The sequence below is a fragment of the Bacillus sp. MN7755 genome (assembly GCF_054771475.1).
The window spans coordinates 526,925-549,182 of record NZ_BTRL01000008.1 but is presented as its reverse complement, the minus strand read 5'-3'; the positions used below and the strand labels follow the sequence as shown (position 1 = coordinate 549,182).

The following is a 22,258-nucleotide window of genomic DNA, read 5'->3' as shown; positions in this document are numbered from 1 at the left end:
AGATAGCCTTCCTACTTATAATATCGTACCCGCTTTTTCAGCACCTAACATTTCAATAATTTGATTATCATCGTCTAATACTGCAATTTTCGGCTCTTGTTTATGAATATTTTCTTCTGCCACTAAACCGTAGCAAATAATAATAACTTTATCCCCTGGCTGTACCAGCCTTGCAGCTGCACCATTTAAACAAACAACACCGCTACCGCGTTCTCCTTTAATAACATATGTCTCTAAGCGAGCACCATTATTGTTATTTACAATTTGTACTTTTTCATTTTCTACAATATTTACTGCATCCATTAAATCTTCATCAATTGTAATACTACCTACATAATTTAAATTTGCTTCTGTTACTGTTGCGCGATGTAACTTCGCTCTCATCATTGTGCGAAACATAGATGCTCCCCCTTAGTTCACCTTTAATGTTATATTGTCAATTAATCGTACATTATCAAATTTGACTGCAATTGCTAAAATAATTCGTCCTTCAATTTTATCCATTACTTGTAATGAAGGATAGGCATATAAATCAGCATAATCTACGGTGCCTTTCGTATACGTCGCAATATACTCTTTCACAAGAGTTGTAATGATTTCTGAATTACGTTCGCCTGCCTCAATTCTTTCTTTCGCTATACATAGGCTGCGGTATAAATGAGGAGCCTCTTCACGCTCTTTTTGTGATAAATACACGTTACGAGAACTTTTCGCTAATCCATCTTCTTCCCTTACAATATCAACTGGTACGATGGTAACCGGAATATTAAAATCAGCGACAAATCCTTCAATGACAGCAACTTGCTGTGCATCTTTCATACCGAAATAAGCACGCGTTGGCAATGTAATATTAAATAGTTTCATTAATACAGTCGCAACACCAGCGAAATGACCAGGTCTTTGTTTACCGCATAATACATCGGTACGCTTCACAACTTCTACCGTTGTCGTTTGTTCTACTGGATACATTTCTTCTACGCTCGGATAAAATAAATAATCTACACCGTTTTCTTTTGCTACATTCTCATCTCTATCAATATCACGAGGGTATCGATCTAAATCTTCATTCGGCCCAAACTGTAGCGGATTGACAAACACGCTTAAAACTACAATTTCATTTTCTTCTCTTGCCTTACGTAATAAAGTCGCATGCCCTTCATGTAAATAACCCATCGTTGGAACAAAACCAATACTTTTTCCACTTGTACGCAATTCGTTTGTAATTTGCTGCATCTCTTGCACTGTCGTTACGATTTTCATTATTGGTTTCCTCCGTATAACGCTAAGCATTCTTCCTCTTTCATTGTGAACGAATGTTTTTCTTCTGGAAATTGTCCTGTCTTTACTTCAGCAACGTATTGTGAAATTCCGCGCACGATCTCCTCTTGAACAGACGTATATTGCTTCACAAATTTAGGAACACGATTTACGCCGTATGAGATAAGATCATGATAAACAAGCACTTGCCCATCTACTTTTTGTCCTGCCCCAATCCCGATTGTTGGAATTGTTAATTGCTCTGAAATAAGTTCTGCTAACTGCATTGGTACACACTCTAACACGAGTGCAATTGCACCAGCTTCCTCACATTTCTTCGCATCTTCTATTAATTTTTTTGCACTTTCAGCGTCTTTTCCTTGTACTTTATATCCACCTAGCACTCCTACAGATTGAGGAGTTAAACCTAAGTGCGCCACGACAGGAATTCCCGCATTCGTCAAATAGTGAATAGTCGATATCACTTCTCCCGCACCTTCTACCTTCAGTGCATGGGCACCACTCTCTTGAACGATGCGGCGTGCATTCACCATCGTATCTTGTAACGACACATGATACGACATAAATGGCATATCAGTTACAATAAACGTCTCTTTTGCTCCGCGGCGTACAGCTTTCGTATGATGAATCATATCCTCTACTGTTACAGGTACTGTTGAATCGTAGCCAAGTACAACCATCCCGAGAGAATCTCCAACTAGAATCATATCAACTTCAGCTTCTTCTGCTAATTTTGCAGATGGATAATCATACGCCGTTAGCATTGTAATCGGCTCACCTTGCTCTTTCATTTTCAAAAAATCTGTTTTTGTTTTCAAAAACTACTCCTCCTTTATGCAGGAGAGAGGAGATGGCCGAAATCATATAAAAAACCCCTCTGGCCATAAAAGGGCAGAAGGGTTGTGTGTTAGTCGGCATTATTCATCCCTCTGTCCCAGTCCGTTATTGGATCAAGGCAGAATCCAAGTTATTATTTTTCGTATTGCTTCGAATCATGGTGCAGTTCGCTCTGATACTGCCCACATTCGAACTAATTATAGCAAACTCCGAAAAGAAATTACTACATTTTTTTGAAAAAATAATTTTTATCCTCATTACGGTATGTGAAATTTTAAACATAAATCAACCACAGAAAGATAAACAACTTTTTACATGCATAGTATAACTCTTAAAATAATGATGCAGGTTAATTGAGGAAACATACTTACAAAAGGAGAATTGCGAATGTCTATAAACAAATGGTTATTTCGATTCATCGGTTTGCTTGTGATGAGTGTAGGGATGATAACTTTTAGCTCCTTCCATGCATATGCCTCAGTTAACACCGTAACACAACCTATCGATTCAACGAAAGTAATTGAGGTCGAACTAAACGATGATTACTTTCGTCCAAACGTCATCACGATTCCAATTAAAGAGTCAACAACATTGTTATTAAAAAACAAAGGTAAGAATGAACATACCTTTACAGTAAAAAAACTCGATATTGATGTCGTAGTCGAGTCGGGAAAAGAAAAAAGCATTACAGTGAAACCTAAAAGTACTGGTACATATGAATTAATATGTCGGTACCATCTCCTGAAAGGAATGGAGGGCAAAGTAATCGTCAAATAACAAGTATAGGCAACCAGACGATATTCAAAAATTGATTATTGTATTACAAACTCAGCTCAAAAATATTGTAATAAAAAAAGAAGTTCCAAAAGAGGAACTTCTTTTACTTAATTTCGATATCCGCAGAATGAATGTGATGTACTTTTCCTTCATGGTCCTCTAGAAGTAATACACCCTCTTCTGTAATTCCTTTTGCTAGCCCTGTAATCGACTGTCGCATCGTTCGAGCGGTAATTTCTTTCCCTATGCTCACAGCGTAGCTTTCCCAAAGGATTTTAATGACAGAGAAACCATTTTGTAAATACTCTTCATATAATTTTTCTAGTTGTAAAAAGATTTGTTGCATAAGCTCTGCACGAACAATTGGCTTACCTGCTTCAATCGCCAAAGAAGTAGCAATATGCTGAATTTCCTCATCAAAATGTTCTTGTTTTTGATTCGCATTAATACCAATTCCCATAATGACAGCATTGATTTTATCAGGATCCGCCTGCATTTCTGTTAATATACCTACAGCCTTTTTCCCTTGAATTAAAATATCATTTGGCCATTTTATTCCTACGTTTACACCCGTACATTTTTCAATTGCTTGCGCAACGCTAACAGCCGCTAACAAAGTAAGTTGTGGTGCATGATGAACCGGGATTGACGGACGTAAAATAATACTCATCCAAATTCCTGTCCCTTTTGGTGAATGCCATTTTCTACTTAAACGACCTCTACCCGCTGTTTGTTCTTCTGCCACAACAATTGTTCCTTCTTCTACACCTTCATAAGCAAGTTTTGCTGCAATATGCTGCGTAGATTCAACAGACTCTTCAAAATACACTGTTCTACCAATATGTTTCGTTTGTAATCCTAACTGAATTTCATTCGCAGTCACTTTGTCCGGCTTACTCGCAATTCGATAGCCTAATCGACGTACAGCTTCAAGTTCGTAGCCCTCATTACGAAGGTCCTCCATATGTTTCCACACAGCGGTTCTCGAGCAACCAAGTTTATCACTAATCGTTTGGCCAGATACAAACTCGCCATCCGCTTCAGAAAAAACTTGCAATAACTGCTTTCTTATAGTAGATTGCATTCTTGCAGCCACTCCCTTATACACTCTTTCTCATTAACTACGTTTCCTTGTACGATTGCTTCTTCAATCTTTTGAATCATTTCAGCAACCCACGGACCAGGCTTTTTATTTGCCCAGCTTAATAAATCATTCCCAGTCACATTCATTTCTTGACGACTCTTTATTGGCAATGATTGCAACAATGTTTGTACTCGTTTAACAGATGTACAGTCATAACTTTCAATCATCGCTTCATATACTCTTTCAGCCATTTCAGCGATATGAATTCCCGTTTTATAGAGAAGGACCGTATCCCACTCCTTCTCTTTTCTCGTACGGATTGCCAATAAAACTGCAACAATATCTTTTATTTTTTTATTCGAAAACTTCCATTGACGTAAAAATACCGATGGATGCTCTTCTCCGATACAATATAAGAAAAATGCCCATGCCTCGATATCCGTCTCAAAAGAATCCCATTCATACTGCGTAGCTTTTAACAGTCTCTCCTCTGACATTTGTAAATATGGTAGATGAGAAAATAGCTTCGTTTCTACTAATTCCTGTAAGCCCTTCACGCAATATGTACCCGTTAACAGTTTCTCAAACTCCACTGTAATTCGTTCAATCGCTATATGTTCTAGTAAATGTCCATATGTTTCAATTGCTTGCTTCGTTTTTGTTTCTAAAGAAAATCCTAACGTACTTACAAACCGAATACCACGCATCATTCGTAAGGCATCTTCTTGAAAACGATCAGCAGCATCTCCAACTGTCACAATTTCTCTCTTTTGAATCGCTTCCTGTCCGGCAAATAAGTCCACCATTTCGCCTTCTTCTGTCATAGCAATTGCATTCATTGTAAAATCACGACGTTTTAAATCCTCTTCTAATGAACGAACAAATTGAACACTACTAGGTCTTCGAAAATCTTCATATTCGCTTTCTGTTCGAAAAGTGGTTACCTCATAAGGCTCACCATTTTCTACAACAATTACAGTTCCATGCTCAAGACCAACAGGCACATGTCTTGGAAATATAGCCATCACTTCTTCTGGTAAAGCAGATGTCGCAATATCAATATCTCCAATTGGCCTATCGATAATGAGATCTCTTACACTCCCACCAACAAAGTAAGCCTCATGTCCTTGTTGCTTTAATGTCTCAATAATAGAATTAGCTTTTTTAAATCTTTCCATTTTTGTCATCCCTTAGCACATCATAGTAAATCGTTTCATATTGTGAGACGATTTTTTCCGAGCGGAACTGCTCGTAAACACTTTCTCTTGCTCGTTCTCCCATATTACGGTGAAGTTCCTCATTCTTTAATAGCTGAATGGCTTGATTGGCCACTCCCGTTGCATCGCCAAATTCACATAAATACCCTGTTTCACCATGTTGAATGACTTCTGGAATACCTCCAACCCTTGTTCCAATACAAGGTACACCACATGCCATCGCTTCTAATAAAACAAGACCAAAACTTTCCTTCTCCGATAGAAGCAACATTAAATCACTCATCGCAAGTAGTTCTGCAACATTATCTTGCTTTCCTAGGAATAAGACGCGATCTTCAATATGTAAATTTTTCACTAACTGTAAAATCGTACAAAACTCTGGTCCATCCCCAACAAGAAGCAACTTCGCATCTACTTCTTGAACAATTTTAGCGAATGCATGAACAACATCCTGTACACGTTTCACCTTCCGGAAATTTGAAATGTGAATAATTATCTTTTCACTCTCACTAATACCGTATTCTTTCTTTAATTGAGACATATCACGCTTGAAATATACACGTTCGTCTATAAAGTTATATACAGTTTGAATTTCTTTATTTGGTTTTACAAGCTCATGCGTTTCGTTAATTAATGAATGCGAGACAGCAGTAACAACATCAGACTGCTCAATACCAAAACGAATCAAATTATTTAACGAAGGGTCGGAACCTAACACAGTAATATCTGTTCCATGCAAGGTTGTAACAATTTTAATACGCTCTCCAATCATTTGTTTCGCTAAATAAGCACAAATTGCATGCGGGATTGCGTAATGCACATGTAAAATATCAAGGTTTTCTCGTTGTGCAACCTCTGCCATTTTACTTGCTAACGCTAAATCGTACGGTGGATATTGAAATACAGAGTATTGATTTACCGTCACTTCATGAAAATAAATGTTTGGATACACTTTATTTAACCGGAATGGTAAACCCGATGTAATAAAATGAATTTCATGCCCGCGTTCCGCCAATTGCTTTCCTAATTCTGTTCCAACAACTCCAGAACCACCTACAGAAGGATAACATGTAATACCTATTTTTAATTTCATTTACATCCCCCTATTAAATCAGCATGTAATAAAACCGGTTTCTTACTCATAAACCCTTCGGCATACAAGGCACCAACTTCTTTCCCAAACATCTTCTCACGAGCAACCACAGTTTCAACATAACCTTCTGTTAATGGCGTTTTCACACCATCACTCCCTGTTGAAAACTGACTTTCATACGCTTCTAATGCTTCCACTTTGATAGAAAGGTACTCACTAATATCTATACAAAAATTCGGCTTATGAAAACCATTAATCATATAATTATAAAAAGACTCCACACGATGTGGTGGAAGTTCTGGCATATATTTACGAATCCCAGCTGAAAAAATAGCCTCTTCCACAAGCTTTGCACAATTGGCATGGTCTGGATGACGATCTTCATAATACGGCGCAAAAACTAGTTTTGGTTTATATGTACGGATCACCTTTACAATTTCACGTATATATTCTTCTCTCATATACAAACCACGGTCTGGCATCGCTAAATTCAGTCTCGTTTTTACTCCCATTATACGAGCAGCGACCTTTGCTTCTTCTTTTCTCAACTCTATCGTTCCATTAGAAGAAAGATCAGCCTCTGTTAAATCACAAATACCTACTTCATACCCTTGCTTCGTATATTTAGCAATGGTACCAGCCATGCCGATTTCAACATCATCGGCATGGGCACCAAACGCTAATATATGTAATCCACTCATAATTGTTCCCCTCATTTTCTAAACTTGCGGTAATCTAAATCTCCTCGCTCTAATGCATGCATTAACATTTCAGCACTTGCCATATTCGTTGCAAGTGGAATCGCATATACATCACATAAACGAAGTAATGCATTTACATCTGGCTCATGCGGCTGAGCAGTTAGTGGATCTCGGAAGAAAATCACCATGTCCATATCGTTTTTTGCAATCATGGCACCGATTTCTTGATCGCCACCAAGAGGACCCGACTGATATCTTGTTACAACTAAGCCAGTTGCCTCCATAATACGAAGTCCTGTCGTTCCTGTTGCAAATAATTCATGCTGTTCAAAAATCGGTTTATATGCATACGCAAACGAAACCATATCATTTTTCTTTTTGTCATGTGCGATTAAGGCAATTTTCATCCGTTGTCTCCCCTTTAGTCGATAATATTTTCTAAACCGTACACAAGATGATCTAGATTCATTACTGTATCAATTGATAGTTTTACACCCGACATAAATGATGCACGATTGAATGAATCATGGCGAACTGTTAACATTTGTCCGTCTCCACCAAACATTACTTCTTGATGTGCAATAAGTCCTGGTAATCGCACGCTATGAATGTGAATACCATCTACATTTGCACCACGAGCACCTTCTAGTTGCTCTACTTCGTTTGGATGACCTTGCTGCTTTGATTCACGATTTTGACGGATTAATTCTACTGTTTTTACTGCTGTACCAGATGGTGCATCTAATTTTTGATCATGATGCAATTCAATTACTTCAACATCTTGGAAGTACTTCGCTGCCATTTGTGAGAATTTCATCATAAGAACTGCACCAATTGCAAAGTTTGGAGCGATAATTGTTCCTACTGCCTTTTCTTTTGCATTCTCTGTTAATTGCTTTAGTTCTTCTTCTGTAAATCCAGTTGTACCAATAACAGAACGAAGTCCACGCTCAACTGCAAGTGTAACGTGTTGTTTCCCAACTTCTGGCGTTGTTAAATCTAACAACACATCTGCTTCTACTTCATCTAAACAAGTATGTAAATCAGCGTAAATCGGTGCATCCAGCGCTGGCATGCCAGGTAAATCAGAGATTTTCTCTCCACCATGCTTATAATCCACTACTGCTACTAAATTAAAATGTTCCGTTCTTTCCATAAGAAGGACTGCTTCATGTCCCATACGTCCTCTTGGTCCAGCGATAATTACTTTAATTTCTTTCATTATTCTTTCTCTCCCTCATCAATACGTGTCCAGCGATCTTTATCACGTGTATTAAATTTATTCATTACAATGTTATGTGCTGTTTCTAAATCAATATTTAAACTATTTGCCATACAAATCATAACAAATAATACATCTCCAAGCTCTTCTTCAATACTACGTTCTTTTTCAGTTGTTTTCTTCGGTTTCTCACCAAAATAATGATTAACCTCTCTTGCAAGCTCCCCCATTTCTTCCGTTAAACGAGCCATCATTGCAAGTGGACTGAAATAACCTTCTTTAAACTGACCAATATATGCATCTACTTCTTTCTGCATATCCTTCATCGTTTTCGCTTCCATACAATTCACCTCTAATCCTTCCTCTTTCATGTTAGCCAATTCATCGCGATTTGACAAATATTATTCCCCGCCAAACACCTATTTGTGACCCTTTTTTGGATAGACTATAATAAAGTGAAACTTCTTTTGCATGCTTTTCGCAAAAGATCAGCCCGAACCAATCGGGCTCCTACGGCTGGCTTGTACTTCTTCAGAGCTTTATCTCCTACCAGCCGTTGGAACGGGGTAAAGTGAAACTTTCTTTTGCGATTTTACAACCTTCACTATTTTTACTAACAACTAGAAATTACTTATCATTATGTTTTACCGTTTCAGCGGAGCAATGCCATTTTCATAATTAGGGGGATTTCTATATGACATCAAATTTGAAGATTCGAAATATCATTTTTATTTTAATCGGTTCCGCTATTTTTTCTTTCGGTATTGTGAATATCAATATTGAAAATCACCTTGCAGAAGGTGGATTTACCGGTATTACACTATTATTGTATTTTCTATTTAAGTTTGATCCTTCTTACTCAAACTTAATTTTAAATATCCCTATATTTATTATTGGTTGGAAGTTACTTGGAAGAACGACATTTTTATATACACTAATCGGCACCTTTAGCGTATCTTTATTTCTATGGATTTTTCAGCGTTACGAAGTTCTCAACTTACATTTAAACTTACAAAATGATATGACACTCGCGGCTTTATTCGCCGGGGCATTTATAGGTATCGGGCTTGGGATCATATTTAAATATGGCGGGACTACTGGCGGTGTAGATATTATTGCGAGACTCGCTCATAAATATGTTGGCTGGAGTATGGGGAAAACGATGTTTATGTTTGATGCTATCGTCATTATCGTCTCTATTCTTACCTATTTATCATACCGCGAGGGCATGTATACATTAGTTGCTGTTTTTATTGGGGCGAAAGTCATTGATTTTATGCAAGAAGGAGCCTATGCGGCGAAAGGAGCAACTATTATATCAGATAAAAACGATGAAATTGCTGCCAAAATTTTATCTGATATGGAACGTGGAGCAACCTTTTTAAAAGCTGTTGGCTCATATACAAAAGTAGAACGGAACGTATTGTATTGCGTTGTTGCTAAAAATGAAATCGTGAAATTAAAAAATATTATTACTTCTGTAGATCCTCATGCATTTGTTGCTGTTAGTGATGTACATGATGTAGTTGGTGAAGGTTTTACATTAGATGAAAATAAAAATCCGTTACATAAATAAATGCAACTAGAAAAGCTCTTTAGCTTTTCTAGTTTCTTATTACATATTTTTTAAGACTCTCTAAATCCTCATAAATAAGTTCCAATAAACTCCGGTTATAAAAAATTGAAGCAGGATGAAAAGTCGGAAAAATATGATATTCTTTCTCTGACCATGTAAACTCTGCACTTTTCATATCCTTTAATTTTTGAATGGGCTGTTTTAATAATTGTCCATGCACATCTGTAATTTTTTTATTTTTTCCTGTTAAACGTTGAAGGCCGATATTTCCAAGCGTGACGATAAGCTTCGGGTTTATTTTCTCTAATTCATAATCTAACAAAGGTGCATGAGCAAGTATTTCTCCTTGATTTGGCGTTCTATTATACTTTTTCTGTATGATTTCACCATTTCGTTCTTTTTTCTCTCGCCACTTATATGGTCTACTTCGAACAGCGCTCGTAATATATACTTCTTCCCTTGTAACATCAATCCGTTCTAAAAAACCCATTAATTGTTTTCCCGCTCTCCCGCTAAAAGGAATACCATTATGAATTTCTGTTTCACCAGGCGCTTCTCCTAACAACATAAATTTCGGATTTTCAGGACCTTGGCCACTTAAAAAACCTTCTAGCTGATAAGAAGCACTCTGTTCTTTCACTTGTTTTACTAAATGGCTTGGATATTTCATTTCCCCCACCGCCTTTCCGCATTACTTCTATTATTCCTATTTGCAATACATTATATAATTCAATCCACAAAACAAAAAAGACTATCAAAATTGATAGTCTTTAGTCGTCGCTACGCTGCATACCAGTGTACATTAATACGAGACGTAATAATTCAAATACCGCTACAGCTGCAGCTGCTACATATGTTAATGCTGCCGCATTTAATACTTTACGAGCTTGGCCATATTCATCTGTTGATACAATTCCTAACGCTTCAATTTGTTGCATCGCACGCTTTGATGCATCAAACTCAACTGGTAATGTAACAAGTTGGAACACAACACCTGCTGCCATTAAGATAATACCTAATAACAATAAGTTAGACATGGATGCAAAGGCACCAATCATAATAAATATCCAAGAAATATTCGAGCCAAAGTTTGCAACTGGCACTAACGAATGACGAATACGCATAAAGTTATAATCTTTTGCATCTTGAATTGCGTGTCCTACTTCGTGTGCTGCAACTGCTGTACCGGCAACTGAATGACCGTAATAGTTATCTGTTGATAAGCGAACTGTTTTTGCAGTTGGATCATAATGGTCTGATAAATGACCTGGTGTTTCTTCTACAGCTACGTTGTATAATCCATTTTCATCCAAAATTTTCCGAGCCACTTCTGCTCCTGTCATACCTGATGTTGAATAAACTTGTGAATACTTGCTATAGGCACTACGTACTTTTGACTGTGCATACAACGGTATGATCAAAATGATCGCGAAGTAAATTAAATAAAACATCATGAATCTCTGAACCTCCATTGAAGTTTTAATTATAGTACTTCTCATTCTATTTTCTTCTGCTATCATTGTCAATGAATAAACCTTACAATCCGCATCTTTGTTTATTACATTATCTATTCTTAGAATGGACATTACTTTTTCTCTTTTCTCTCTCTCCTTTATACTTTCTCCATCCAACATAAGTTAATGTGAATAAAATAAGACCTCCAGTAATTGTCATAAACCAAATGAGAGAGGGGGCAATTTCATCTTTTTTTACTGTGTGAAATATTTTTTGCAAATCCCCTTTAATGATTCCTAATTGCATTTGCCCGCCTTTCGTTTTTAACATAACGTTACGAAATTCATCCAAATAAGATAAATGGGCATTTACACGCTGCACTTCGTTTTCTGGCAAGGCGATCATTAGGCTTGGATAAATAATATTAAATTCATGTAAAAATGTGTTTAACGTTTGTTGAAACTGTCCTGTATCTTCTTTTTTCATCGCTTTTTCCATTTGAGAAAAGGCATCCATTACTTTTCTTTCTCTTTCCATCCAAAGTGGTTGATACTTCGATACTTGCGCATCAATAGCGAGCTGCAAGGCTAACACATTATCAATTTTAACTTGTTTACTTACATCTTCTTCCGCGAGAGCTTGTTTCGCCTTGTCGTAAGCTAAAGAAATAACTCTAACTTGATCTGGCGTTACTTCTTGCTTTTTTTCATTCCCCTTTATTACAAACTGCTCCGAGAAATGTTGTAATACTTGTACTGCTTTTTCATCTTCATTACGCTTCACTAATTGTAATGAGTCATCTAACAACCCTGTTAGTTCACTCCACTCTTCAGCATATATACGTAACGGAAACATTATAATTAGAAATGCAATCAGTCCAATTAATGTTCTCTTCATCACGTTCCCCCCTATAACTACTAGTACAAAATATGTTAATGTGGACAAGAATAGAACAGAACTGGACCGAAAAATATATTATCGTTTTACAAACAAAAAAATTCTCTTTAAGCAGAGAATTTTTTATTTGACATCCTTTTCTTTTTTACAAAGTATCTATACAAACTGTAACAAAGTATGCTACCAAATAAAATGAATAATAAAATAGCACACGCAGCATGCATAAAGAATTCTTCTGGTAACATTAATATAATTGGATCCGTTTCAATATCAAACATCCAATAATCATTACTGAATAAAAGCTTGTGGAATATCACAAAACTCTTTTCAAAATTAATAGCAATCGGTAACATCAGCGCTATCGGAAAGATAATTGTTAAAATCGATCCGTGCAGTAAAAACTTTTCATTTCTCTTTTTTAATAAATACATGCCACCTATCATTGCAATCATAATTGTCGCATACATTACATATTGAATCTTTACTAAAATATTTTTCACATCTACAAAATGAATACGGCCATTTGTAGACATATCTAGTGTTGGCAACTGCAATGATCCATCAAAAAATGGCGATAAATATGTGATAAGCACATCATAATTTCTTTTAATATCATCTTTCGTCATATCCGCTAAATCTGGAATGTTTAAAAAATCAATTTCAAAATAATATAGCCATTTTCCGTATACAACCGCCGTTGTTGCAAGTGCAAATATAGAAAATGCTATGCTATATGAAACAACTATCATAATCAATCGATCCAATATTTTTATACCACTCTTATTTTTCTTCATTTTCTCCCCCTAAATGTCCTAACTATCATAAAGAAAACTGTTTTCGGTTCTCACGTAAGCAATAATAATATGTAATACATAGCACAGCAATACTTAGCCAGAACGTAAAATAACCAATTTCTCCTACGAACAAATGCATAATTCCATATCTCGGCATTTGCCAAAATAAATAATCAATTGCATCATTATGTAATGTCCATATAGCTACTACCGCAAAATGCCATTTTTTTATACGGTAAAACGGTGCATATAGCACTGCTTGTACTGCCATCGCAAAATGCGAAAGCATTAACATATACCCGATAAGACCAATAGGACCTTTTACATAGATCATAACCCCATTTACAACAACAGCCCATATTCCATATTTTATTAAAGTAACAATCGCTAGTGCCTCTATTAATCCCCAATTTCTCTTTATTAAAAAAGCAATTAAAACAAAGACAAAAAAGAGACTCGCCATAGGGCTATCAGGTACAAACGGCCAAAATATAGGGGAAGTTTCTTTTAATTGATTTCCATACCATATAAATCCGTAAATTGTACCTAATATGTTAACAGCTAATAAAAATAATAATACGGAGCGTTGTCTTAACATTGCATACAAGTAAACCAAGCTGTATGTCCAACACCTTTCATTCTTTCATCAAACTCTACTCTATTATATAGTAAACTTACTTTCATCAAAATAAAAAGCTGACTACAAATTTTGTAGTCAGCTTTTTATTATTTTTTATTATACTTTGCAACAAATTCCGAAAGCTTCTTCAGTTCCTCATCTGTGCCTTTAAATACACCTTTAGGCATTGAACCTTTTCCATCTTTCGCAATTTTAGCAATTTCTTCTGGCTTTAAAGTTAAGTTTTGCAGTGCTGGTGCTGCTGCCCCGCCCTGCAAATTGTCACCGTGACATGTTAAACAAGTGTTCTTTTGCATTAATTTATAGCCATCATCATTTTTATCGACTGGTGCTGTCTTTACAATTGCTCCTTGTTTTTTTGCAGCTTCCCAATCGTGATGCGCTACAGATTCCCAAGTTAAAAAGATAATCGACGCAATCGATAAAAGCATAAATCCAGTTGCTACTGGACGCTTCAATGGACGTCTTTCTGGGCCACGATCAAGAAATGGAGCTAAAAGTAATGCACCAAACGCAATCCCAGGCATAATAAACGCTCCAATTACAGTAAATGAACCAGAAGCATAAGAGTACTTTAATAACTGATACAAGAATAAGAAATACCAATCTGGAAGTGGTATATATCCAGCATCAGTTGGATCCGCCATTCTCTCAAGCGGTGACGGATGCGCCACTGTTAAACATAAATAACCGATTAAAAAAACTGCACCTACCATCCATTCTTTTAACAAGAAGTTCGGCCAAAACGCTTCTGTTTTCCCTGGGTATTCAGAATAGTCTTTTGGAATATTTGGTTTCCGAGCTACTGGTACCCGAGAATCTCCTACAAACTTCATCCCTTTGCCGCGATGCATAATCTCCCTCCTTTAGTTCTTTCCCCTTTAATTTAGCAATCTCTTATAGCGGACCGGAAATACCTTGTTTGCGAATCATGATGAAGTGGAAGGCCATTAAACCTAGAAGTGCTGCTGGTAAGAAGAAGACGTGAATAGCAAAGAAGCGAGTTAATGTTTGAGCGCCAACAATTTCGGAATGACCAGCGAGTAATGTTTTAATATAAGGACCAATGAGCGGCGTTTGTTCTGCAATTTGAATCCCTACTTTCGTAGCAAATAACGCTTTCATATCCCACGGTAATAAATATCCGGTAAAACCAAGACCTAACATAACAAAGAAAATAAGAACACCAACAATCCAGTTTAACTCACGAGGTTTTTTATACGCACCCTGGAAGAAAACTCTAAGTGTATGTAAAAACATCATTACAATGACGAGACTAGCACCCCAGTGGTGCATACCACGAACAATTTGTCCGTACGCAACTTCATTTTGTAAATAATAAACCGATTCCCAAGCATTTTTAATATCAGGCACATAATACATTGTCAAAAACATTCCAGATAAAATTTGAATTACAGTAACAAAAAAGGTAAGTCCTCCAAAGCAATAAACGAATGCAGAGAAGTGATGTGCCGGGTTTACATGTTCAGGTACTTCATGATCAGCGATATCACGCCATATTGGTGTAATATCTAACCTTTCATCTACCCAATCATAAATTTTATTTAGCATCTACTTCGCACCCCCTTTTGGCTTCGCTTTTCCTAAATACAGCGTTCCATCTTTCACTTTAGATTCGTATACATCCAGTGGAGCAAGGGGCGGTGTGCCTTTAATGTTCATCCCGTCCTTTGTATAACGGCCCCCGTGACATGGACAAAAGAATTGATTCGGATGTGCTTTGTCCGAATTCCAGTTAACTGTACATCCTAAATGTTTACATACTGGAGAGAACGCAACAATGTCTCCGCTTTCATCTTTATGAACCCAAGCTGATTTTGGCTCTTCAGACTTGTACCAACCATCAACCTGCTTCACCTTAAAGTCGAAACGTTTCGGCTCTGTTGTAATATCCTTTACTTGTGCAACAGCAACCATATCCGTTCCCGCTTCTTTTCTTAACACCGGATCAAGCGCAAACCGCGTCATCGGCATTAAAATACCCGCTGCCATAAAGCCTCCTACCCCTGTAAGGGTGTAATTTAAAAACTGTCTTCTTGACACACGATGTTCGTTCTCGCTCACGAAAATTTCCCCCCTCTATCAGAAATTGTCCCCTCGTGATAAATTATATAAAAAATAAAAACTAGGACACTATCATGATATAATACGCTCATGCACAGGTCAATATCATACTACTCATAATAATAAGAACTTTCTGTTTATTATTACTTTCCCCATTTTTCTTCTAACATCACCATTATATTTTTTATATGTGCATGAATAACTTCTCTTTTCGCTTGATCACTAAATTGTTCTAAAGCTAACGAAGGAAACCAAAATAAATCCCCCTGTAATTCTTGCATATCTTCTTTCCATGAAAAATCACTTGTAACATAAGCAATATGCTTAAAACCTTGCTTTTGTAAATGATTTGTCCATTCTTGCAAACGACCTTTTTCATTTTTTTGACTTTCTACTAAATACGTAAATGCAGGTAGTAAAAGCACCCTTCCTTTATATTCTCTTTCCAACTCCATACTCAACAATTCGATAAATTCACCTTGTTCTACTACCATTTTCATTTCTTTCGCTGCCGAAATTGATAAAAGTGGTATAACACCTGTATCTACATATTCTCTTGCTTGCTCAAACTGTTCCACATCTTTTACAATCCATTTCAAATTTCTTCCCTCCCTCATCTACAAATGACAGAACTTTCACTTTATATATATTAAACCATACTAAAAGAGGTAAAAAAAGAAAAACTACCTATATTAAGGTAGTTTTTCTTAAAAAGTCTGAAATTTGTAAAATTTTATGAATCCAAATGAATTCTATAACATCTTTAACTCCGCTGTTAACCTATGAAACGCTTCCTTATCTTGCTTATCCAGCGCTTCATCAATTTGTTTCAAAAGACGTTCTCTTCTAAAAGAAAATACACTTTCTTCTAAAAATCTTTCTGCAAGTAAACGATCTTTTTCATTTACTTCAATATGCTTTGGTAAATACGGGTTTTCTTCTAATACAGCTACATAATTAGCATTTTGAAATGATGATTTAAAATTGAGTTGAATATAAATATCCTCATCTCGATTTAAACGAATATCATGAAACGATTTTTCAGCATCTGTTGTCATAACATTTTGTTTAAAAAAGTGAAACGGTGTATCTTTTACACAATTCGCGGACATCACTAAGCCACGCGGACAATATTTTGCATGCTCTACGAAGTGGACTTTATGCATCAATTGGTCGTGACTCATTAAATAATTCAAAATCCATACACATTCACGCTGTTTCAGTTGGTAATTATTCAAAAACCATTTTACAAAATCCTTCTTCTCGTTTACAGAAACAGGGGTATTCATAGCAATTAAGTCCCTCCTCTGTCTTTCTCTTTTCTTTTTAGATTCAAGAAGCGTCATTCAGTTTCCTTCCAACTTATGAAAAATCCTCTAAATTATATAACAATTCTTCAATATGAATTTGTGTCGGGTCTAGTTGTATTAACTGAGTAAATACTTCTTTCGCCTCTTTTCGCATACCTTCTTCCAATAAGAAATAACCGTACTCTTCCAAGAAGTCTGGATGATTCTTAAAAGAAGTATATGCACTTTCATAGTGTTTTAATGCATCAGAATACATTTCTAATTGTTTTTTTGCAAACGCAAGATCCCAAAGTAGTTGTGTATCTGGTTCTCCGCTATCGATAGCCCGCTCTACAACTGCGATTAGCTCTTCATGCTTTTCTTGTTCCTTTAAGATATACGCATATTTTAATGTTGCACCTAAATGTCCTGGATCTAACTCAAGCGCTTTTTGAAGCACTTCCTCTGCTTCCGCTATTTTCCCTAATTTCGCCGCAATGTTCGCTAATTCTACATAAAATGGTACAGAAAGCTCATCTACTTTAATTCCTTCTTGAAGTGTTTCATAGCTTTCTTGAAGCATCCCTTCTTTTTCATAGCTTTTCGCTAAATACATGTAAAGCGATGCATATTCAGGATCTAATTCTTTTAGTTCTTGCCAAGCACCAATTGCTCTTTGGTATTCTTCACCTTGGTATAATGTGAAGGCATATCCAAATAATGAATGGATATCTTTTTGTTCCTCTAAACCTGCTTCGTAGTAAGAGATCGCTTCTTCCCAATTTCCAATCGCACTTAACGTTTCTGCGAGACGAAGTGCAATGACAACACCACCCATTACTTTATGTTCCGCTAATAGCGACTCATAATGAGTGATTGCCTTTTGTTCTTCACCTTTACTACTATATAACTCTGCTAATCCAAACGTAATAACAGGCTCGTCAGGCATCATTTCTTTCGCCTTTAATAGTTTTTGTTCTGCTACATCATCGAAACCTTGCATTTGGAATAAATCCGCAACAAGTAATAACGATTGAACATATAAATCATCATTTTCTGGAATATCATGAAGCACTTCAATCGCTTCATCTTCTTTGTCTAGATCAATATATAATTCTGCTAAAAATACAGTGAATTCACTTTCTTCTGGATACAATAAACGCAAGTCTTCTGTAATAGCTAACGCTTCATCCGTAAATCCAAGTGTATGATAATAACGAGCAATATCATACTTCTCTTCATCATTCGCCATTTTTAATTGCTCTGTTAATAATTGTAATCCCTTTTCGGCTTCACCATTTTCAATATATGAAACAGCTTGTTCAAACTTTTGCATAAACGTCTCCTTTAATTCTAAAAAATATTCTTTTCTGTTCATTTATCACTCTATTTGCCGGGCAGTAAGACCCCCACCTCAAAATTCAGAGAAGGCAAAGAAGTTAGATGGGGATCGGGCTACCCGTAAAAGCCCGATTGGTGTGGACTGATAATCAGCGGGAGATGAATATCCCCACTGATTCAAGTTTCACTTTATCATAAGCAACTAGGTGTAAGAACGCAACCTTAAGAAGAAGTATGCTTCTTCTTGTACTTTCACTTATCGCGGTTCGAATATGACACCGATACCGCATTACTACTTTCTATTGTACCGTTTTCTTTCGTTACCGTGCAAATAACTTCCCTTATTAATTATTGCCCCGCACGGATTAAGATTTACACGCCTTCTTAACCTCAATCTTTATTTAAATAAAAAAGGCTCCTATAATAGGAGCCTTCACAAACTCTTAAGAGTATGTTTCTTCTTTCTTTACTTGCTCTTTTACAAGCTCTTTCAATAATTCTATAATTTCATCATTCTCTTCTTTCAAACCAACAGTAATACGAATACCATCATGTATACCAAATGCAGCACCAGAACGAACAATATATCCTTTCTTCATTAATCGTTCGAAAGCCTCATTACCAGGAATACCGAGTTTTAAGAAAATGAAATTTGTTTGAGATGGATAATAGAATACGTTATACTCCTTACAAAATGCGTAATATTGATGTAATCCTTCTTCATTCTTTTTCACACATTCTTGTAAAAATGCTTGATCTTCTAATGCAGCAAGTGCTACAGATTGCGCTACAGTCGATGTATTAAATGGTAACCTTGCTACTTCTAGCTGCCCGATTAACTCCGCATTACCAACCGCATATCCGATACGGAAAGCAGCTAAACCATATGCTTTTGAAAATGTACGTAATACCATAAGATTTTCATACTTTTCAAGAAGTGGTAATGTTTGCGGATAGTCTTCTGCTCCCGCATATTCATAATATGCTTCGTCCATAATAACAAGCGCTGACTTAGGAACTGATTCTAAAAATGAAAGTAATTTTTGTTTTTCTACATATGTACCTGTTGGATTATTCGGGTTACAAATCCATACAATCTTCGTTTTATCATCTACTTGCTGTAACATCGCATCTAGATCGTGAATGCCATCTTTAAGTGGTACTTCACGAACTTCTGCTCCTTCAATAACAGCATGGTGATGGTATTGCGAGAATGTTGGATTCGCCATTACAACATTTGTTCCTTCGTGTAGTAATGCACGACTAATCATTTGGATGACTTCATCTAATCCACTACCAAATAACAGTTGTTCCGCTTTAACACCTAAATGTTTTGCTACTTGTGTCCGAAGTTCAAAGGCATATCCATCTGGATAAAGAGCGTATTGACTCGCTAAAGAAGTTAATGCTTCTGTTACGCGCGCTGAGCAACCGAATGGATTTTCGTTCGATGCTAATTTCACAATTTTTGATAACCCATATTCCCTTTTTACTTCTTCAATATTTTTCCCAGGTACATATGCTCTCAAAGTTAACAATTGCTCTTTCACTCTCATTTTTCTTCCCCCAGTCATTTTATTCAATTCGATTACAATACGGTTATAATTCCTCATTGTAATCGTTTATCATTACTGTCACTATTACGAGAACACCTCTAAACAAGCACTTCGCACTTCTTAAACCATATCCTTTTGAAATGCCTCTAACGCAATATGAACAGTCTCATCTGGAATAGATACGACATTCACTACCCCATATTCCTGCATTAACACCATATGAATTGCTCCAGCATTCGCTTTCTTATCTTGTTTCATCAATTGAACGAGACGCTCTACATTCAAATCACTTGGCATTTTTGGATAGCCGTACTTTAAGAACCACTGCTTCATCTCTTCATAAAAAAGATCAACCTTATACACTTGCTCACTTAAAAACAAGGCAAATAACATTCCAACCGCTACTCCGTCACCGTGAGTAATGTTTCCATATCCTAGTTCTTTTTCAAGAGCATGGCCTAACGTATGTCCAAAGTTCAAATGAGCACGTACACCTTTTTCTGTTTCATCTTGTGCTACAATGTTTGCCTTTACAGGAATCGCCTTCGTTAATATATGGATTAATTTCTCATCACGAAGATCTGCTAATGTTTGCACTTCTTCTTTTAGCCAATGATACAGCTTTACATCACCAATAAGAGCATGTTTGATCACTTCTGCATAACCTGAACGCCACTCTGTCTCAGGAAGAGACTGTAAAAACGGCGTATGATATACAACCGCTTCAGGTTGATGGAATGCCCCTATCATATTTTTACCTAACGGATGATTAATCGCTACTTTTCCACCTACTGCACTATCGTGAGCTAATAAAGTCGTTGGAACTTGAATAAAGCGGATTCCACGCATAAAAGACGCGGCAACAAAACCAGCTAAATCTCCAATCATCCCGCCGCCAAGTGCAATAATTAAAGAATTTCTATCTAATTTATTTTCAAGAGCTGACGTATGAGCCGCATAGAAATTTTCAAAAGACTTCTCTTTCTCGCCACTCGGTACAACGAATGAAAATACTTTTTGCTCTATTTGCAACGCATCTACAACTGTCTGTAAATGTAAAGATGCAACAGCTTCATCTGAAATGATCATGATGTTTGATACAGATGGCTGTATGTTTTGAATAATTGTTGTCAAATGTGACAACGATTCTTTTCCTACATGCACATCATATTCTTTTGATTTCGTTTGAATATGTATGTTTCCCATTAAAATCCCCTCGCATATTCATTATGTTTCTCAATATTTTCACGAATAAGGTCCATACGATCTAATCCGAATTGTTCTATTAAAGCTGTAGCTAATTCCCAAGCTACAACCGCTTCTGCAACGACACTAGCTGCTGGAACAGCACAACTATCTGAACGTTCAATACTTGCTGTAAAAGGCTCCTTCGTATCAATATCGACACTTTGAAGAGGTTTATATAGTGTAGGTATCGGTTTCATCACACCGCGCACAACAATTGGCATACCAGTCGTCATACCGCCTTCTAATCCACCTGCATTATTTGTTCTTCGTGTATATCCACGCTCTTCATTCCAAAGAATTTCATCATGAACTTCGCTACCCGGTCTATGTGCTGCTTCAAAACCAATTCCAATCTCAACACCTTTAAAGGCATTAATGCTCATAATTGCGGCTGCTAATTTTGCATCCAGTTTTCGATCATAATGCACATAGCTCCCTACTCCAATTGGCATGCCTTCCACAATCACTTCAACAATGCCACCGATTGAATCACCATTTGCTTTCGCATCATCAATTGCTTTAATCATTTGATTACCAGCTTCTTCATCTAAACAACGTACAGGTGATGCTTCTGTAATGCTTTTTAATTCTTCAATTGAACGATACGTAGTCTCTTTAGCCTGTACACCGCCAATTTCAATTACATGGCCCGCTACTGTAATACCAAGTTCCGCTAACACTTTTTTTGCAACCGCACCAGCAGCAACACGTACTGTCGTTTCACGAGCTGAAGAACGTTCCAGTACATTTCTCATATCTCTATGCCCATATTTAATCGCACCATTTAAATCAGCATGTCCAGGTCTTGGTTTTGTTACTTTCCTTTTCATTTCTTTTTCTTCTTGTTCCGTTAACGGCTCTGCACCCATAATTTTTGTCCAATGTGCAAAATCACGGTTTTCAACAACAAGTGCAATTGGAGAACCTAATGTCTCTCCATGTCTAACACCACTTACAATTTGCGCTTGATCCGTTTCAATTTGCATGCGTCTACCACGCCCATATCCCTTTTGCCTTCTAGCTAACTCTTCATTTATATCATCCGCTACTAAAGGTAGTCCTGCTGGTACACCTTCTATAATCGTTGTAAGTTGTGGACCATGAGATTCACCAGCTGTAATATATCGCATACGTTATTCCTCTTTTCGTATATGTATTTATCTCGCTA

The 22,258-nt window shown here is 36.7% G+C and carries 26 protein-coding genes; 2 read left to right on the top strand and 24 right to left on the bottom strand.

Annotation, left to right across the window (positions count from 1 at the left end):
- Positions 1-15: 15 nt before the first annotated feature.
- From panD to panB, 3 genes are read right to left on the bottom strand one after another with little or no spacing between them, the layout of a single operon-like run.
- Positions 16-399, bottom strand: a complete 384-nt coding sequence (panD, locus tag ACYVEC_RS09980) for an aspartate 1-decarboxylase (protein ID WP_000490176.1) — start codon at positions 397-399, stop codon at positions 16-18.
- A 12-nt stretch (positions 400-411) separates the two neighbouring features.
- On the bottom strand, positions 412-1,260 hold the full coding sequence (panC, locus tag ACYVEC_RS09975) for a pantoate--beta-alanine ligase (protein ID WP_063224139.1): 849 nt from the start codon (positions 1,258-1,260) through the stop codon (positions 412-414).
- Positions 1,260-2,096: a 3-methyl-2-oxobutanoate hydroxymethyltransferase gene (gene panB, locus ACYVEC_RS09970; RefSeq protein WP_098555644.1), complete on the bottom strand. Its 837-nt coding sequence runs from the start codon at positions 2,094-2,096 to the stop codon at positions 1,260-1,262. Before panB ends, panC begins: the two co-directional genes overlap by 1 nt.
- A gap of 406 nt (positions 2,097-2,502) precedes the next feature.
- On the opposite strand from panB, the gene ACYVEC_RS09965 reads away from it, so the two are divergent.
- On the top strand, positions 2,503-2,892 hold the full coding sequence (locus ACYVEC_RS09965; RefSeq protein ID WP_063224142.1) for a cupredoxin domain-containing protein: 390 nt from the start codon (positions 2,503-2,505) through the stop codon (positions 2,890-2,892).
- A gap of 103 nt (positions 2,893-2,995) precedes the next feature.
- Here the strand turns inward: ACYVEC_RS09965 and ACYVEC_RS09960 are convergent, their stop codons facing one another.
- From ACYVEC_RS09960 to ACYVEC_RS09930, 7 genes are read right to left on the bottom strand one after another with little or no spacing between them, the layout of a single operon-like run.
- Positions 2,996-3,976: a biotin--[acetyl-CoA-carboxylase] ligase gene (locus tag ACYVEC_RS09960; RefSeq protein WP_063224143.1), complete on the bottom strand. Its 981-nt coding sequence runs from the start codon at positions 3,974-3,976 to the stop codon at positions 2,996-2,998.
- Entirely contained in the window at positions 3,961-5,154 is a 1,194-nt protein-coding gene (locus ACYVEC_RS09955; RefSeq protein WP_275719017.1) for a CCA tRNA nucleotidyltransferase, read from the bottom strand. The genes ACYVEC_RS09960 and ACYVEC_RS09955 overlap by 16 nt, the downstream gene beginning before the upstream one ends.
- Positions 5,141-6,286 carry an N-acetyl-alpha-D-glucosaminyl L-malate synthase BshA gene (gene bshA / locus ACYVEC_RS09950; RefSeq protein WP_063224145.1) on the bottom strand — a complete coding sequence of 382 codons (1,146 nt, stop codon included), beginning with the start codon at positions 6,284-6,286 and terminating at the stop codon, positions 5,141-5,143. The genes ACYVEC_RS09955 and bshA overlap by 14 nt, the downstream gene beginning before the upstream one ends.
- Positions 6,283-6,987, bottom strand: a complete 705-nt coding sequence (bshB1, locus tag ACYVEC_RS09945; RefSeq protein WP_063224146.1) for a bacillithiol biosynthesis deacetylase BshB1 — start codon at positions 6,985-6,987, stop codon at positions 6,283-6,285. The genes bshA and bshB1 overlap by 4 nt, the downstream gene beginning before the upstream one ends.
- A gap of 11 nt (positions 6,988-6,998) precedes the next feature.
- Complete coding sequence (gene mgsA, locus ACYVEC_RS09940; RefSeq protein WP_000684766.1) at positions 6,999-7,394, bottom strand: methylglyoxal synthase; 396 nt, start codon at positions 7,392-7,394, stop codon at positions 6,999-7,001.
- Positions 7,395-7,408: 14 nt separating this feature from the next.
- The gene (gene dapB, locus ACYVEC_RS09935; RefSeq protein ID WP_063224147.1) at positions 7,409-8,209 is read right to left on the bottom strand and encodes a dihydrodipicolinate reductase; all 801 of its coding nucleotides are present in this window, start codon (positions 8,207-8,209) and stop codon (positions 7,409-7,411) included.
- Positions 8,209-8,550, bottom strand: a complete 342-nt coding sequence (locus ACYVEC_RS09930; protein WP_275719019.1) for a nucleotide pyrophosphohydrolase — start codon at positions 8,548-8,550, stop codon at positions 8,209-8,211. The genes dapB and ACYVEC_RS09930 overlap by 1 nt, the downstream gene beginning before the upstream one ends.
- Positions 8,551-8,903: 353 nt before the next feature.
- On the opposite strand from ACYVEC_RS09930, the gene ACYVEC_RS09925 reads away from it, so the two are divergent.
- Complete coding sequence (locus tag ACYVEC_RS09925) at positions 8,904-9,785, top strand: YitT family protein (protein WP_063224148.1); 882 nt, start codon at positions 8,904-8,906, stop codon at positions 9,783-9,785.
- 28 nt (positions 9,786-9,813) lie between these two features.
- On the opposite strand, the gene ACYVEC_RS09920 is transcribed toward ACYVEC_RS09925, so the two are convergent.
- The 14 genes from ACYVEC_RS09920 to aroC all read right to left on the bottom strand — a co-directional run bounded on the left by ACYVEC_RS09920 (position 9,814) and on the right by aroC (position 22,220).
- Positions 9,814-10,455: a uracil-DNA glycosylase gene (locus ACYVEC_RS09920; protein WP_063224149.1), complete on the bottom strand. Its 642-nt coding sequence runs from the start codon at positions 10,453-10,455 to the stop codon at positions 9,814-9,816.
- A 100-nt stretch (positions 10,456-10,555) separates the two neighbouring features.
- The gene (locus tag ACYVEC_RS09915) at positions 10,556-11,236 is read right to left on the bottom strand and encodes a zinc metallopeptidase (RefSeq protein WP_033659816.1); all 681 of its coding nucleotides are present in this window, start codon (positions 11,234-11,236) and stop codon (positions 10,556-10,558) included.
- Positions 11,237-11,348: 112 nt separating this feature from the next.
- Positions 11,349-12,137, bottom strand: a complete 789-nt coding sequence (ypjB, locus tag ACYVEC_RS09910; protein WP_063224150.1) for a sporulation protein YpjB — start codon at positions 12,135-12,137, stop codon at positions 11,349-11,351.
- Between the two features lie 107 nt (positions 12,138-12,244).
- Positions 12,245-12,931: a lipoprotein intramolecular transacylase Lit gene (gene lit, locus ACYVEC_RS09905; protein ID WP_063224151.1), complete on the bottom strand. Its 687-nt coding sequence runs from the start codon at positions 12,929-12,931 to the stop codon at positions 12,245-12,247.
- A 25-nt stretch (positions 12,932-12,956) separates the two neighbouring features.
- Positions 12,957-13,547 carry a lipoprotein heptaprenylglyceryl N-acetyltransferase LhaT gene (gene lhaT / locus ACYVEC_RS09900; RefSeq protein ID WP_142332727.1) on the bottom strand — a complete coding sequence of 197 codons (591 nt, stop codon included), beginning with the start codon at positions 13,545-13,547 and terminating at the stop codon, positions 12,957-12,959.
- Positions 13,548-13,657: 110 nt separating this feature from the next.
- On the bottom strand, positions 13,658-14,425 hold the full coding sequence (qcrC, locus tag ACYVEC_RS09895) for a menaquinol-cytochrome c reductase cytochrome b/c subunit (RefSeq protein WP_063224153.1): 768 nt from the start codon (positions 14,423-14,425) through the stop codon (positions 13,658-13,660).
- A gap of 43 nt (positions 14,426-14,468) precedes the next feature.
- Positions 14,469-15,143 carry a menaquinol-cytochrome c reductase cytochrome b subunit gene (qcrB, locus tag ACYVEC_RS09890; RefSeq protein ID WP_000932700.1) on the bottom strand — a complete coding sequence of 225 codons (675 nt, stop codon included), beginning with the start codon at positions 15,141-15,143 and terminating at the stop codon, positions 14,469-14,471.
- Positions 15,144-15,656, bottom strand: a complete 513-nt coding sequence (qcrA, locus tag ACYVEC_RS09885) for a menaquinol-cytochrome c reductase iron-sulfur subunit (RefSeq protein ID WP_063224154.1) — start codon at positions 15,654-15,656, stop codon at positions 15,144-15,146.
- A 143-nt stretch (positions 15,657-15,799) separates the two neighbouring features.
- Positions 15,800-16,273 (bottom strand): YpiF family protein, encoded by a 474-nt coding sequence (locus tag ACYVEC_RS09880; RefSeq protein WP_142332904.1) that lies wholly within the window; start codon positions 16,271-16,273, stop codon positions 15,800-15,802.
- Between the two features lie 135 nt (positions 16,274-16,408).
- Positions 16,409-16,945: a ReoY family proteolytic degradation factor gene (locus ACYVEC_RS09875; RefSeq protein WP_001095923.1), complete on the bottom strand. Its 537-nt coding sequence runs from the start codon at positions 16,943-16,945 to the stop codon at positions 16,409-16,411.
- A gap of 73 nt (positions 16,946-17,018) precedes the next feature.
- Positions 17,019-18,281, bottom strand: a complete 1,263-nt coding sequence (locus ACYVEC_RS09870; protein WP_098557348.1) for a tetratricopeptide repeat protein — start codon at positions 18,279-18,281, stop codon at positions 17,019-17,021.
- A gap of 448 nt (positions 18,282-18,729) precedes the next feature.
- Positions 18,730-19,842: a histidinol-phosphate transaminase gene (hisC, locus tag ACYVEC_RS09865; RefSeq protein WP_063224156.1), complete on the bottom strand. Its 1,113-nt coding sequence runs from the start codon at positions 19,840-19,842 to the stop codon at positions 18,730-18,732.
- Positions 19,843-19,962: 120 nt separating this feature from the next.
- Positions 19,963-21,048, bottom strand: coding sequence for a 3-dehydroquinate synthase (gene aroB / locus ACYVEC_RS09860; protein ID WP_063224157.1), 1,086 nt, complete (start codon positions 21,046-21,048; stop codon positions 19,963-19,965).
- Positions 21,048-22,220: a chorismate synthase gene (gene aroC / locus ACYVEC_RS09855; protein WP_063224158.1), complete on the bottom strand. Its 1,173-nt coding sequence runs from the start codon at positions 22,218-22,220 to the stop codon at positions 21,048-21,050. Before aroC ends, aroB begins: the two co-directional genes overlap by 1 nt.
- Positions 22,221-22,258 lie beyond the last annotated feature (38 nt).